Source organism: Alteromonas sp. CNT1-28 (genome assembly GCF_022348345.1).
GTDB classification, from domain to species: Bacteria; Pseudomonadota; Gammaproteobacteria; order Enterobacterales; family Alteromonadaceae; genus Alteromonas; species Alteromonas macleodii.
Map to the genome: position 1 here is coordinate 343,729 of NZ_JAKREZ010000006.1, position 15,026 is coordinate 358,754.

At 46.3% G+C, this 15,026-nt stretch carries 10 protein-coding genes; 7 read left to right on the forward strand and 3 right to left on the reverse strand.

What is annotated here, in order from left to right; translation table 11 throughout:
• Positions 1-4 precede the first annotated feature (4 nt).
• The 3 genes from MHN02_RS06255 (at position 5) to sstT (ending at position 6,624) form a co-directional block, all read left to right on the forward strand.
• Complete coding sequence (locus MHN02_RS06255) at positions 5-3,742, forward strand: AAA family ATPase (RefSeq protein ID WP_239245095.1); 3,738 nt, start codon at positions 5-7, stop codon at positions 3,740-3,742.
• Between the two features lie 125 nt (positions 3,743-3,867).
• Positions 3,868-5,289 carry a S41 family peptidase gene (locus MHN02_RS21785; RefSeq protein ID WP_239245098.1) on the forward strand — a complete coding sequence of 474 codons (1,422 nt, stop codon included), beginning with the start codon at positions 3,868-3,870 and terminating at the stop codon, positions 5,287-5,289.
• A gap of 114 nt (positions 5,290-5,403) precedes the next feature.
• Positions 5,404-6,624: a serine/threonine transporter SstT gene (sstT, locus tag MHN02_RS06265; RefSeq protein ID WP_239245101.1), complete on the forward strand. Its 1,221-nt coding sequence runs from the start codon at positions 5,404-5,406 to the stop codon at positions 6,622-6,624.
• Between the two features lie 34 nt (positions 6,625-6,658).
• Here the strand turns inward: sstT and hutG are convergent, their stop codons facing one another.
• Together hutG and hutI are read right to left on the reverse strand one after the other, a co-directional pair.
• Positions 6,659-7,627: a formimidoylglutamase gene (gene hutG / locus MHN02_RS06270; RefSeq protein WP_239245104.1), complete on the reverse strand. Its 969-nt coding sequence runs from the start codon at positions 7,625-7,627 to the stop codon at positions 6,659-6,661.
• Complete coding sequence (hutI, locus tag MHN02_RS06275) at positions 7,620-8,879, reverse strand: imidazolonepropionase (protein WP_239245107.1); 1,260 nt, start codon at positions 8,877-8,879, stop codon at positions 7,620-7,622. The genes hutG and hutI overlap by 8 nt, the downstream gene beginning before the upstream one ends.
• 192 nt (positions 8,880-9,071) lie before the next feature.
• Here hutI and MHN02_RS06280 point away from each other — a divergent pair, with 192 nt between their 5' ends.
• The 4 genes from MHN02_RS06280 to MHN02_RS06295 all read left to right on the forward strand — a co-directional run bounded on the left by MHN02_RS06280 (position 9,072) and on the right by MHN02_RS06295 (position 13,938).
• Positions 9,072-9,896: a UTRA domain-containing protein gene (locus MHN02_RS06280; protein ID WP_239245110.1), complete on the forward strand. Its 825-nt coding sequence runs from the start codon at positions 9,072-9,074 to the stop codon at positions 9,894-9,896.
• Between the two features lie 105 nt (positions 9,897-10,001).
• Complete coding sequence (hutU, locus tag MHN02_RS06285; protein WP_239245113.1) at positions 10,002-11,741, forward strand: urocanate hydratase; 1,740 nt, start codon at positions 10,002-10,004, stop codon at positions 11,739-11,741.
• Between the two features lie 2 nt (positions 11,742-11,743).
• Positions 11,744-13,327 (forward strand): histidine ammonia-lyase, encoded by a 1,584-nt coding sequence (hutH, locus tag MHN02_RS06290; protein ID WP_239245116.1) that lies wholly within the window; start codon positions 11,744-11,746, stop codon positions 13,325-13,327.
• A gap of 116 nt (positions 13,328-13,443) precedes the next feature.
• Positions 13,444-13,938, forward strand: a complete 495-nt coding sequence (locus tag MHN02_RS06295; protein ID WP_230598746.1) for a CreA family protein — start codon at positions 13,444-13,446, stop codon at positions 13,936-13,938.
• A 112-nt stretch (positions 13,939-14,050) separates the two neighbouring features.
• On the opposite strand, the gene MHN02_RS06300 is transcribed toward MHN02_RS06295, so the two are convergent.
• Entirely contained in the window at positions 14,051-14,815 is a 765-nt protein-coding gene (locus MHN02_RS06300; RefSeq protein WP_014975793.1) for a MipA/OmpV family protein, read from the reverse strand.
• Positions 14,816-15,026 lie beyond the last annotated feature (211 nt).

Genomic DNA, 15,026 nt, shown 5'->3' on the forward strand with positions numbered 1-15,026 from the left:
TACAATGAGAATACTGACCTTACGCCTTAAAAATCTAAACGCCCTAAAAGGGGAGTGGAAGATAGATTTCACCCAGTCGCCGTTTATCGACAATGGCCTGTTTGCCATAACTGGCCCAACAGGGGCAGGTAAAACCACCCTACTTGATGCCATTTGTTTAGCGCTTTATCACCAAACCCCTCGCTTGGGGCCAATTTCAACGTCTAACAACGACATCATGACCCGCGGCACGGCGGAGTGTTTGGCGGAGGTTGAGTTTGATATTAAAGGCAAAGCATATCGTGCGTTTTGGAGTATGCGTCGGGCCAGAGGGAAAGTTGACGGTAATCTGCAAAGTGCCGAAGTTGAGCTAGCCGAAGTTGAAAGCGGCAAGATATTGGCTTACCAGGTTAGGCCGAAAAGTGAAGAGATTGAAAAGCTGACTGGCCTTAATTTTGCCCGTTTCACCAAGTCTATGATGTTGTCGCAAGGGGATTTTGCTGCGTTTTTAAATGCTAACGAGGCTGACCGAGCCGAGCTGCTTGAAGAGTTAACTGGCACTGAAATTTACGGGCAGATATCACAGGCAGTACATCAGCAATTTAGTGACGCTAAACAAAAGAAAAAAGAGTTTGCGATAAAGCTGGAAGGCGTAACCTTGCTTAGCGACGAGCAAATCGCCCAGCTTGAAGAAGAGCAAGCACAAACCAAGAGCCAAGTCGCCGTGTCTAACCAAACACTTGTTCAGTTACAAAAGCAACAGCAGTGGCAACAAGCGTTTAACGCCAATGAGCAAACCATAAAAGAAGCCAGTGAAGCGCAGCAGACCGCGAATAACGCCATCAATGAGGCGAGACAAGAACTTGATCTTTTAACCCAAAGTGAGCCAGCTGAAAAGCTTCGCCTGCCATTTTTGCAAAAAAACGGGCTTCAGCAAGACGTAACCCGTTATAAAGAAAGGCTTGACGGGAAAGCAGCCCAGTTGCCCGACTTAAAAACGCAAAAGGCACAGCTCAGTTTGGAAGTGATGAACGCTGAACAAGCGTTAGTTCTTACAAAGCAACAAAGCAGTGAGCTTGAAAAGCGCATAAATGAGCAGGTAGTTCCGCTAGATAACCAAATAGCGCAGCTCACTACCGAACAGCAAAAAGCAAACGAAAACGCGGCACGTTTAAGGCAGTCAATAAACGCGTTAACGCTAAAGCGCACAGAAATCGAAAACGCTTCGGCAGATAACAAGACCAAGCTTGGTGAACTGGAAACCTACTTACGTGAACATCAATCACTTAGCGGCATAGCGGAATTTATAAGTGGCTGGAGTGAAACGGCGCGCCATATTGAACATGATAAAAAGCAGTTAGAAACACTGACACAAAGCGTAAATAATCATCGTCAGGCGCTTTCATCCCTAGATGACGCTATCGCAAAAACAAATGAGTCGTTAAGCGCGTTAACGCAGACCTTCGATGACAAAAACGCGCAAGTAGCCAAGTGCGAAAAGGCACTTCAGGCCGCGCTATCTGACAAACCAAGTGATACTAATAGTGCTAATGCAACCAGTAAAGCAAGTCTTCAGCAAGAGCGTGATACCAAGCTTCATCATTGGGATAACGTATTACAGATAGGGCATATTCAACAGCAATATTTGGCACTAGAACAAGAGAAAGTATCGCTGGGTGCGCAAAAGGAAGACTTAGCGAAGAAACTAGCTCAGCAGCAATCTGACCGCCAAGCCTTGGTTGATGCTTACAAGCAAACTCGTAGTAATTTAAAAGACATAGAGGCGCTTATCGCCTTGGATGCTGAAGTGGCGCACCTGCGCGCCCAGCTAAAAAGTGGCGAGCCATGCCCTGTCTGTGGGGCAAACGAGCACACCACGTCTAGCGTGGTTATTGATGTACCTGAAACTATCCAAAAGCGAGATAGCTTAAAGCAGCAGTTAGATGATATTGAGCAGCAAGGGGCGCGGGCAAAAGAAAGTGTTACAAAAACTGAATTCACTCTTGCTCAGGTTAATAAGCAGCTAGAACAGGCAAGCGGGCAACGAGATACGCTGCTAGAAAAGTGGCAGCAGATTTCAAGCGTACTTAGCGCTGATATACCGAGCTTTGAAAAGGTCGACATTAATACTTCGCAAAGCGTCGCTCAATTTACGGAGCAGTTTAAAACTCGTCTCGATGATATTAGTGCCCAATTAACCCGTTTAGAGGAGTGCGAGCAAGCTCTAAATGCTGCATTGCAGGCTAAAAATGAAGCGCAACAGTTGCTACAAGCCAAACAGTCAGAACTTGCAGTTTCTCTGCAGCAGCGCGAAACCTTGGAAAAGCAATTTACAGAACGTAGTGCAGAGTTAGAGAATAAAACAAAAGGGGTTAACGATGGTATTTTAGCGCTTAGGGAAACTATGACGGCGCACGGTGCTGATATTCACAACTTGGCTATTGATGGAATTGCCACGTGGTTAAATGAAAAAGCCGAAGCGCTTAAAACCTATAAACACAATCATCAGCTACACGCTAAACTTAAAGATGAGTTGCAAGGGGTAAGTAGCGCCTTGCTAGTGGTTAGTCGTGATATCGAAAGCGCTGAGAATCAGCTAAAGGATGTATCTGAAGAGCTTGTGCAGCTAGATAATAGATTAAAGGCGCTGCGAGACTCGCGCAAAACCGTATTCCCAGAAGGGGATATTGCTGAAACAAGGAATAAGGCAAACGCCGCCCAAGAAATGGCTGAGCGAAATGTAAATGAATGCAAATCTCGCCTACAACAAACGGACACTATTTTGTCTCGTTTAGAGGCCGAAATTGCCCAGCTTAATGAGCAAATGCGCGAAAAAGAGCAGGCACTTACAGAGGCAACAGAGCACTTTAGCCGTCAGTTGGCGAGCAGCCCATTTGACGATGAGCAAGCGTTTAGTAATGCGCTTTTAGACGAAGATACCCGCAACACCTTGCTTGAACTGCAAAAGCGATTAGCTCAGCAAAAACAACAAGCGGACTTAAAGCTAGAAAACGCGCTAGCTACCCAACAATCGCTAAAAGCCCATGCTAACGCAGCACAGTGGCAGAGCGAGTTAGAAGAGCACGGTGCACAGTGGCTCGATACGAAAATTACCCAGCAAGCTCAGCAGCGTGACACGCTGTTATCGTCTTTAGGGCAAATTGAACAGCAGCTAAGCGCTAACAATCAAGCCCGCGAAAGGCAGCAGCAGCTTGTGGATGAGATGGCCGCGTTTGAGGCCTATTACGACGATATTACTTACCTGCACTCGTTAATTGGTTCGGCCAGCGGCGACAAATTCAGACGTTTTGCCCAAGGACTTACCTTGGACAACTTAGTGCAGCTTGCAAATCAGCAGCTTGATAAATTACACGGTCGCTATCAGCTAATTCGAAAAGAAAACGAAGGGTTGGGTTTAAGTGTATTAGACACCTGGCAAGGTGACGTAGTGCGAGACACCAAAACCCTGTCTGGCGGAGAAAGTTTCTTAGTGAGCCTTGCACTGGCATTAGCTTTATCTGACTTGGTCAGTCACAAAACTAGTATCGATTCGCTGTTTTTGGATGAAGGCTTTGGCACCCTTGATGCTGAAACTTTGGATGTGGCGCTTGATGCACTAGACAACCTAAATGCCAGCGGAAAAATGATTGGTGTGATAAGCCATATTGAAGCCATGAAAGAGCGTATTCCTACCCAGCTTAAAGTGATTAAACGCAACGGTGTAGGCTTAAGCGCACTTGAAAAGCCTTATGCGGTGGGGTGACCTTACTGCTTTAGGGATTAGTAGCTAAAACGTTTGCTTACAAGTATGTGCGAGGTAAATGCTCGCAAGATCATAGTTTTATGATACTTTATCGTTATTAAAAGTAGATATGGACATCATATTTAGTGAAACGATTTGCGATACTCCCTCTTTTTGCCTCTTTCTGTTCGTTTGGTAGTACCTTTCAATGTGAAAGTGAGTTTGCATGGCTAAAAAGCACGTTTGAAAACAACGATGCCGGTTTTCAATATAGCGTCGAGAAAAAAGGGCAGGACCTTTATTCCGCCCACAATAATGCCATCTTGGCTCGGGTACAAAGCGCGAAGAACGAAGCGCAATGCCAAAGTGTGCTTAGCGACTGGCTTACGTTTTTTCGCAAGGGGCATGTTGGTCTTGTACTAAATACGAATGGTTCAGAGGAAACGGTACGCGAATCGGTAGTGCATGATTTCGATTTATCGGCATTTAAACAATATTTAAAAAGCAAACGTGACGAAACTCTTGAAGGGATTTGGCAATTCTCAAGCTATACAGTTGCGTTAAAAAAAGAAGGTAATGTCCATAAAGCTTATATCGTTGAAAGTACCAACCCTTCATGGAAGGCGGGACAAGTAAAGTTCATCGTTAATGACCCTGAAGACAACAATACTGCAAAAGTGACGTTTTTTATGGGCGATCACTCCGCCCGACAAATCGATACCATGACACTCTTGGGTAACAATGAAGTGGTGTTGGGCAATAGCTTTATCGTTATGTCGCGAGAGGAACCGCGACAAGAATCGTCGCCTGAAATAACACGCTATGTTCGCCTACTAAGTACAAAGGCTCCGCTATTCGAGAAAGTTTCAGAGAACACTGTGTTAGTTCGCATACCGGCTTTCGATCACGCCTTCAAAAAAGACATCGACGCGGTTATCGCTAAGCACCTAGACACGATTTTAAAAACTGAAAACCTCATTATCGACATCCGAGGAAACGGTGGTGGTAGTGACGTAAGCTATGCGTCTTTACTCCCTATTTTATACACTAACCCTATTCGCACTGTAGGCATGGAATACTTATCTACCGAGCTTAACAATTCTAGAATGCTTGGCTTTTTGCAAAACCCTCATTTTAGTGAAGAAGAAAAGCAATGGGCAAAAGACGGGTACGACATTCTTAATCAACACATCGGCAGCTACATCAATATTGATGAAGACGTAACGGTGGAGACATTCGACAAAATTGAACCCTTGCCGAAGAGTATTGGCGTACTTGTTGATTCAAGTAATGGCAGCACCGCTGAGCAGTTCTTACTGGCGGCTAAACAAAGCAAAAAAGTAAAGCTGTTTGGGCAAACTACCGCAGGTGTACTCGATATTTCTAACATGTATCAAACTGATTCGCCGAGCGGTACTTTTACTTTGTATTACAGCCTGACTAAAAGTTTACGCATTCCGCATATGGCCATTGATGGGGTAGGCATTCAGCCAGACTATTATATTGATGGAGAACTTCCTCTTTACCAGTGGACGTCTTATACGCAAAAGATACTTGAAGGCATGTAAACCCTTATAAACGGCAAGCATACGGTTATTTGCGAGTAACTAAGACCAAACAGGTTCATTTGTGTAACGTTATCCTTTATGGTGCGTCGTCAAAATAATAATGGACCAGTATTTATGGATTCAACGTCACGCCCCAGCTTGTTTCAGCGCTACATGAATGGCAGTTTGGTACTGCAAATTATCATTGGTATCGTATGCGGTATTGCGATAGCTACTTTTTCACCTTCAGCTGCTCAATCAGCAGGGCTATTGGGTAACTTATTTGTAAAAGCCTTAAAAGCAATAGCTCCTTTATTGGTTTTTGTTTTGGTCATGGCATCCATTGCCAACCATAAGCAAAACGAGCAAACCTTTATCAAACCCGTGCTTGTGCTTTATTTGTTGGGCACACTACTGGCCGCACTCACCGCCGTGTTGGCAAGCTTTGCTTTTCCTACCAGCTTAAGCTTAGTGACTTCAGAGGTTAGCCAAGCTGCGCCGAAAGGGGTGTCGGAAGTCCTAACTACTTTGCTTTATAACATGGTAGATAACCCGGTAAATGCATTAGTAAATGGAAATTACATAGGCATTCTCACATGGGCTGTAGGTCTAGGCTTAGGTCTACGTCATGCTAGCGAGGCAACGAAAGCGCTACTTCAAAATATGGCAGATAGCGTAACAACCGTGGTGGGTTTTGTTATTAAACTCGCGCCCTTCGGTATTTTCGGCTTGGTAGCTAATACCATAGCTACAACGGGCTTTGAAGCATTGCTTGGCTACTCTCATTTATTAACGGTACTGATTGGCGCGATGCTATTTATCGCACTAGTGACCAACCCTTTGTTAGTATTTCTGGCAACCAAAAAGAACCCTTATCCTTTGGTGTTCAAATGCCTTAAAGAAAGTGGCATTACGGCATTCTTCACTCGTAGTTCGGCTGCGAATATCCCGGTAAACATGGCGCTGTGTAAACGCTTAAAGCTTGATGAGGACACCTATTCGGTATCTATTCCGTTAGGCGCCACCATTAATATGGCTGGGGCTGCGATCACAATAACCGTGTTGACGCTAGCTGCGGTTAATACCTTGGGAATTTCTGTAGATTTCCCTACTGCGGTATTGTTAAGCGTTATCGCTGCGGTATCAGCATGTGGAAGTTCAGGTGTTGCTGGTGGGTCGTTATTGCTTATTCCGCTTGCCTGTAGCCTGTTTAATATACCCAATGAAGTGGCTATGCAGGTAGTTGCGGTGGGCTTTATTGTTGGCGTACTGCAAGACTCTGCTGAAACAGCATTAAATAGCTCTACAGATGTCTTGTTTACCGCCGCTGCGTGTGAAAGGGCAGGCGGCCAGTAAACATAAAAGCGTCAAACGTTAAAGCGTTAACTCGTTAAGTGTGCGAGCTTATTGCATCTACTGCTTCAAAAATTAGCCGTGCAGCCAGCTTTGCTGTGCGGCTATCAATATCATAATTGGGGTTCATTTCCGCAACGTCACACAATCTCCATTGATACCCGTAAGTACTTTGATGCTGTGCTAAAAAGTGTAGCGTGTTGATAACAACTGTGGGGGAAATTCCCAATGCACTGGGCGCGCTAACGCCAGGTGCTTGTGCGGCTGGAAATGCGTCTAAACATACTGTGACGTAAAGCTCATCGATGTCTTTTAGCATCGGAGATAGCAGCTCATCTATTCGCTGCATGCACAGCGATTCATCATTTAATGCCACGTCGGTTAAATAACGGGTCTTGGATGTAATGGCAAAGTTAAACAGCGCTGGTGTATTAGCCGCTTTCGATACGCCCAAACAAGCATAATGAAACGGTGTGTCGTGTAACTGGCAGTGATCATACACTTGCCTGAACGGCGTACCTGAACTGGTGTTTGGTGAAGGCTTTCTTAAATCAAAATGGGCGTCGAAATTAATAATACCAATGCGTGCGCTTTCGGGCTTAGCATTGAAAACCCCTTGATAGCTACCCCATGCAATTTCATGTCCCCCTCCCAGACCGATGACCAAACCATCATTTTGCTTGAGCGCATAGCAAATGGCGTCAGCATATTGGGCTTGTGCCTGGGCTAAGTTCTCTTTAGCGGTAACATTCCCTAAATCGGCTAATGATGCGTTTGGCCAGTGCCAAGGCAAGTTTGCAAGTGCCTGGCGAATAGCGTTTGGTCCAGCAGCTGCACCTACGCGGCCTTTGTTAAATGCCACACCTAAATCACTTTCAAAACCAACAAGGGTAACGGAGTTGGCCAATGAATTATCTTCGCCCACTTCAAGTTTGTTAACTTTTTGATGCCAACGTAGGCCCTCAACACCGTCTTCACTGTCTATTCTGCCTTGCCACTTAAACATGTTTACCTTCCTTAAACACCGCAATGGGGCGGTGTCCATTAATACAATAGGCAAGCTCTGCCGGTGTTTCGATATCCCACAGCGTTAAGTCAGCAAGCTTGCCTGCTTCAATAACACCTCGGTCGTGCAGCCCGAGTGCGCTAGCCGCGTAAGCAGTAGCGCCTCGTAGCGCTTCTTCTGGCGTAAGTTGAAACAGCACACACCCCATATTTATCGCGGTAAGGATTGAGGCTAACGGCGAACTACCTGGATTAAAGTCTGTTGCTAAGGCCATGGGCACATTGTGCGCCCTTAGGGCGTCTACCGGCGGCTTTTGAACTTCACTTAGGTAATAAAAAGCGCCTGGTAAAAGCACGGCAACGGTGCCACTTTGGGCAAGTAAGGGAATATCGCTGTCAGCTAAATATTCAATGTGATCTACCGATAGTGCGCCGTACTTAGCTGCTAGCACTGCGCCTTTGCTGTCGCTAAGCTGTTCTACATGAGCTTTAATGGGTAAACCGTGCTGCTGTGCGCAGCTAAACACCCGTTCTGTTTGTGAAGTTGAAAAACCGATAGTTTCACAAAATACATCAACGGCGTCAGCCAAGTTTTGCGAAGCAATATGAGGAAGTGCCTCGTTGCAAATGAAATCGATATATCCTTCTGAGTCGTCAGCAAATTCATTGGGCAGGGCGTGAGCGCCTAAATAGGTAGTTTTAATACTCACAGGAAGATGCTGCTCAAGGGATTTAGCCACGCGTAACATGCGCACTTCAGTGTCTAAATCCAGCCCGTAACCTGATTTGACTTCAATGGTGGTAACACCTTCTTCGCACAGTCGCTTTGCGCGTTTTATCGCAGTGTGAAGCAGGGTGTTTTCGTCAGAGCGTCGAGTTTTTTCAACCGTCCCTTTAATACCACCGCCGCGCTGCGCAATATCTACATAACTTGCGCCTTGCAATCGCATTTCGAATTCTTCGGCGCGATTGCCGCCATACACCAGATGCGTATGACAATCGATGAAGCCAGGCAATAGCCACGGGTGTTTGGGCATTGAACCTTCATTTTGGGGAATTAGGGTAGTGGCATCTATTACGCTTTTGGCTTGCTCAAACACTTCGTCTAGTGAGTCATCGCAAGGAAGTAACGCAGCAATTTTACCGTCTTTTATGGCAATGGCGTGTGGCGGTAATTCGCCATAGGGCAACTTGTTGTCTTGCATAGACGCAATGCGAACATTGTAAATAAGCGTGTCGTACTGATAACCCATAACGTGCTCCACTCTAAGCCACCTCTTGTTTGGTTTTTTCGTCTAACTGGTCGTCTTGTTCTTTGTCTGGCTTTGACCAGAATCTTTACTGAAACGCAGTGTAAATTTTGAGTTCAGTGTACTTGTGCATACTTGTATATACAAGTATGCTGTTAGCATATTATTAACAATTTAGTTGTGAATGGCCACGATATGCAACCTCGGTACAGAGTAATTAAGACAGCAATTTTGGATGCCATCGAAAGTGGTGAGATGAAGCCGGGTAGCCAAGTGCCTTCAGAAAACCAACTTGCCCAGCAGCACGGTGTAAGCCGAATGACTGCGCGAAGAGCGTTAAGTGAAATGGTGGACGAGGGCATTTTAATGCGCAGCCAGGGGATAGGCACCTTTGTGTCAGATAGTCGCCCTATGAGCTCAATGCTTGAGATCAAAAGTATTCGCGATGAAATAGAGCAGCGGGGGCATAGATACACTAACGAGATATTGGTGTTGGAAACCTCGCCAGCCAGTGATGCTATTGCTCAACGACTGGGAATCGATGTGGGAGAGCCAGTATTTCATAGCATTATCGTACACTGCGAGAACAATCTACCCGTGCAGTATGAAGATAGGTGGGTTAACCCAGCGTGGATTAACGACTATTTAGATAAAGATTTTAAAGCTCAAACTGCAAACTTTTATTTGAATCAGGTCGCGCCCCTTTCACAAGCCGACCATAGCTTAGAAGCTGTGGTTGTTGAAAAAGATATTGCACAAGCACTATTGATTAAGCCTAAAGAGCCGTGCCTGAAGATTACTCGACGAACATTCTCTCGAGTGCCCAGCGCAATAACGAGTGATGAGAGCAATATTGGCGAGTCCTCAACGGCGAATGCCCAGTTAGGGAACGGCTTAAAGGCTACGTCAGATACATCCGTAAATAACAGTCCAAAAGCGAGTTCAAGCGCAGTGGTTAGCCACGCGGTGCTGTATCACCCAGGTAGTCGATACCGCTTGGGAGGACACTTGGAGTTCTAAGTGTCATTGCGCCAAAGGCGCTAGCAACTCATTACTTTCTAAAAAGATGACACTTCCTAATAAAAAACAAATCGGCAAACGTAAGAATATGCCTAGGAGAAGTTTATGAAACGCCTCGACCCTACAAGAGAAATACGTGCCCCAAGAGGCAGTACGCTAAATGCGAAGAGCTGGCAAACTGAAGCGCCGCTTCGCATGTTAATGAATAACCTGGATCCAGACGTTGCGGAGCATCCGCAAAATCTGGTGGTTTACGGCGGTATTGGGCGTGCGGCCCGTGACTGGGCGTCTTACGACAAAATTGTAGAAGTACTCAAGCGGTTAAATACTGATGAGACGTTGCTGGTTCAATCAGGCAAACCTGTTGGGGTATTTCCCACTCACGAAAATGCACCTCGTGTGTTAATTGCTAACTCTAACCTTGTACCGCATTGGGCAAACTGGGAGCACTTTAACGCTCTGGATAAAGAAGGTTTGATGATGTACGGGCAAATGACCGCAGGGTCATGGATATACATAGGCTCGCAAGGCATTGTCCAGGGTACTTATGAAACGTTTGTGAGCGTGGCCAAAACGCATTTTGAAGGAAGCGCTGAAGGACGCTGGATTTTGACTGGTGGCTTGGGCGGTATGGGCGGAGCACAGCCTTTAGCTGCAACCATGGCTGGCTTTTCAATGGTAGCTGTGGAGGTGGATGAAACTCGCATAGATTTCAGAATTCGCACGGGCTATTTGGACAAAAAAGCGCATTCGTTAGATGAAGCCATGCAACTCCTAGAAGAAGCCAAAGAAGCTGGGAAGCCTGTATCAATTGGCTTATTAGGCAATGCTGCTGAAGTCTTTCCCGATATGCTGGCAAAAGGGATTATTCCCGACGTTGTAACCGATCAAACCAGTGCGCACGATCCGCTGAATGGCTACCTACCAGTGGGGTGGACGCTAGATCAAGCTGAGGCGCAGCGTAAAAAAGACGAAGCGGGTGTTGTGAAAAGTGCTAAACAGTCGATGGCGCTGCAAGTTAAAGCAATGCTTGGTTTCCAACAAGCTGGCGCTGCTACTCTTGATTATGGCAACAACATTAGACAAATGGCGCTAGAAGAGGGTATTGAGCATGCGTTCGATTTCCCAGGTTTCGTTCCTGCTTATATTCGACCGCTTTTTTGTCAGGGCATAGGGCCTTTCAGATGGGCTGCGCTGTCAGGCGATCCGGAAGATATTTATAAAACGGACGCTAAAGTTAAAGAGCTTATACCCGACAACCCCCATCTACATAACTGGCTAGATATGGCCAAAGAACGCATTCAATTCCAAGGCCTGCCCGCGCGTATTTGCTGGGTGGGGCTGGGTGAAAGACAAAAGCTGGGGCTTGCCTTTAATGAAATGGTTCGCAGTGGCGAGTTAAGCGCGCCAGTTGTGATTGGACGGGATCATCTCGACTCTGGTTCGGTAGCTTCACCCAATAGAGAAACAGAGGCTATGCTCGATGGTTCAGATGCCGTTTCGGACTGGCCGCTGCTGAACGCCCTATTAAATACAGCGGGTGGTGCAACCTGGGTAAGCCTTCATCATGGTGGCGGTGTAGGAATGGGCTTTAGCCAACACTCGGGTGTAGTGATTGTTTGTGACGGTACGGACGAAGCGGCTGAGCGTATTGCTCGGGTTCTTCATAACGACCCTGCCACGGGCGTAATGCGTCATGCAGATGCAGGCTACGACATTGCAAAAGACTGTGCTGCCAAGCACAACTTGGATCTTCCCATGATCAATAACGCGGCTAATAATCAAAGTCCCGATGGAACAAGCACACATTCAAGCTCGATCAAAAGCTCTGGTGGGGAGAAATAGTCATGTCGCATTCGTCTTTTATTACTGAAAACGGTGGCGTTAAGCAACTTAATCTTGTGCCAGGTACATTGACGTTAGCTCAGTTACGGGAAGTACATCGAAGCCACGTTCATTTATCGTTAGATGAAAGCGCAGTACCCGCTATAAACGCCGCCGAGCAAGTAGTGCTGAACGTCATTAAAGAAAACCGGACTGTCTATGGCATCAATACCGGCTTTGGTTTGTTGGCTAACACCCGTATTAATGTTGACGAGTTAGAGTTATTACAGCGCAGTATTGTGTTATCGCACGCCGCCGGTACGGGCGACTTTATGCAAGAAGATACTGTGCGCCTGCTCATGCTGTTAAAAATTAACTCCTTGGCCCGTGGCTACTCTGGCATTCGCCTCAGCGTAATAGAAGCGCTCATTACCTTGTTTAATGCACAGGTTTCTCCCGCCATTCCTGAAAAAGGCTCGGTAGGCGCCAGCGGCGACTTAGCGCCTTTAGCACACATGAGTGTGGTGCTGTTAGGGGAAGGGGAAGCTTTTTATAAAGGAGAGAGAATTAGTGCAGCCCAAGCCCTTGAAATAGCCGGTATGCAGCCAATTGCGCTGGCACCCAAAGAAGGCTTAGCGCTGTTAAACGGCACGCAAGCCTCGACAGCGTTTGCACTTCAGGGGCTGTTTTATACTGAAAATGCGCTTCATAGTGCTATTGGTATTGGTGCGCTTACTGTTGAGGCCGCGTTAGGTTCCCGCGTGCCGTTCGACGCGCGGATCCACGAAGTGCGTGGCCACAAAAGCCAGAGCGATGTGGCCACTGCGTTTAGAACATTGCTAGACACCTCAGAGATTGGTCATTCACATCAACGATGTGAAAAAGTACAAGACCCGTACTCTCTGCGTTGCCAGCCACAGGTGATGGGAGCGTGTTTACAGCAAATGCGCTATGCCCAAGAGATTTTGGTGGTGGAAGCTAATGGGGTAAGCGACAACCCGTTGGTTTTTGTTGAAAATAATGATGACGCTGATACGCCAACTGGCGATATTCTATCTGGCGGAAACTTTCATGCGGAAACCGTGGCGATGGCGGCAGATATGCTGGCTATTGCACTATCTGAAATTGGCGCACTGTCGGAGCGCAGAATGTCGCTAATGATTGATACGCATTTAAGTGGTTTGCCACCGTTTCTAGTTGAAAATGGTGGGGTAAACTCGGGCTTCATGATTGCGCAGGTTACCTGTGCGGCGCTTGCTAGTGAAAACAAAACCCTGGCGCACCCCGCATCTATCGATTCGTTGCCTACGTCTGCGAACCAAGAAGACCACGTGTCTATGGCTACCTTCGCCGCGAGGCGTTTACGAGATATTTTCGATAACGTGGCAGGTATATTGGCCATTGAATGGTTAGCCGCCTGCCAAGGGTTAGATTTTAGAAAGCCGCTCAAAACCAGTGAAAAACTACAGGTGTTGATGCAGCTATTAAGAGACCAAGTGCCGTTTTACGACAAAGACCGTTATTTTGCGCCAGATATTGAAAAGGCAAAGCAACTTATTAAGCAGCACGACCTTATGGATAAGACACAGTTAAACCTGTTAGGCTAAAATGATCACAGGCTCGGTATTTCGAGTAAACAATTAAAGATCATAAATAGAGTAGAGGTGGGAATGATATGAAAACAAATGGACGTTGGTTAAGTTCAAACGAGGCTCGTACTTCTATGAAAGGCACTTTCAAGAGCGGCACTTTTGTGAAAAGCACTGTGCTGGGGTTACTCGCCGCGTCGGTGTTTACGTTGGCAGGCTGTAGCGACAGCGAAGTGGGCGATGTGTCTCTTGGTCTTTTCACCACAAAAGACATTAAAATTGATGCGCTTCAAGACCCCATAGTGACAGGTGTAACCTGCCATATTTCAAGTATTGAAGCGAACCTTGATTTGTCGGATCCATCAGACAGTTCAATCGCGTGCAGACAAACCGGCCCTATTACGGCTGAGATGTTAAACGCCATTGATAAGTCAGATTCAGGTGAAGTAATTTTTAAAAAATCTAAGAGCGTGTTTTTCAAAAACATGAAGCTTCGAAGAATTTACGATGCCGACTCAAAAACGCTGATTTACTTGTCTTACAGCACCAAAGAGACATCTGGCAGCTATAAACATAGTTTGTCTACGGTACCACTGTGGGAAACGCTAGCGTTTAAAAAGCCCGCGTAGCGAAACGCATCAACTCAATATTAAAAAGCCCTCTTACATGAGGGCTTTTTTGATGCTAGCACCTTGTCTTTAAGCCATCTACGCGGTTGTAGAGTAGGCTATTAGCAATAGTCTAGAAAAAGCGTGTATAAACCAGCATGGCGTTAAGCGCGGTATCATCGTCTGTCAGCGGGCTATCGCTGATGCTATCGTCAAAGAAGGTGGCGCCAACTTCTAAACGGGTCATGCCGCCCAGAAACTGTCGGGTTGAGATGGCAACGCGTACTTCCGTATTGAGCGCGCTATCGCCGTTATATGCACTTCGAAATGCTGTGGCTTCTTCAGGGCGCACGCCGTAGTAATAGTCGACGTAATTGCTGTCTTGGTAGTTTACGCCTATAGACGGCTCGATCATAAAGTTATTTATTCTAAACCTTTTCCCGATACGGGCGGACGCTTGGTAGCCATCAAACTTACCAAGAATATCGGCATTGGTTGACAACGAATAAACCCAGCTACCCGTGTTGTAGTTAAGCCCAACTCCGGCCGCGTAGCTAAAATCTCTGTCGTCCATACCTGTAAATACGGCACTGTCATCTTCTTCATAACCTGCAAATATCGGGACAAGCTGAGCGTCAAGAGTAAAGCCACTTTCGCGAAAAAGTTCATAGCCAATAAATGGTCCGTAAACGCGTAACTTTTCACCGGTGTAGCCGATAATAGGAATAGGAACAACGCGATTATCAAAGTCGGTATATACATCTTGCGATGCTGCGACGCCAAACCCCCACATCCAACCCTGAGGCTGTTGAGCGCCAGCTTGTTGTGCAAAAGCAGGAGTAGAACTAACACCTACACAAGCTAGAGCTATTGCGCCAATAACGGTTTTTAAGTTCATAGGTAAATTTCCTTTTTAATCAAGATACTGCTCTGCTGTGTTCTTCGATCATATTCGCTTGTGCCTATTGAGCTAAGCTGTACGTTTTTGCAGCGGCTTCTGAGTGGGCAATTATCTATGCGGATTAATGGTATGGACCCTCTCCTCCCATAAAGGCTTCAAATGAGCCAAGATAGGGTTGTTCAAATCACTATCAAGAAGGAGAAGGTCA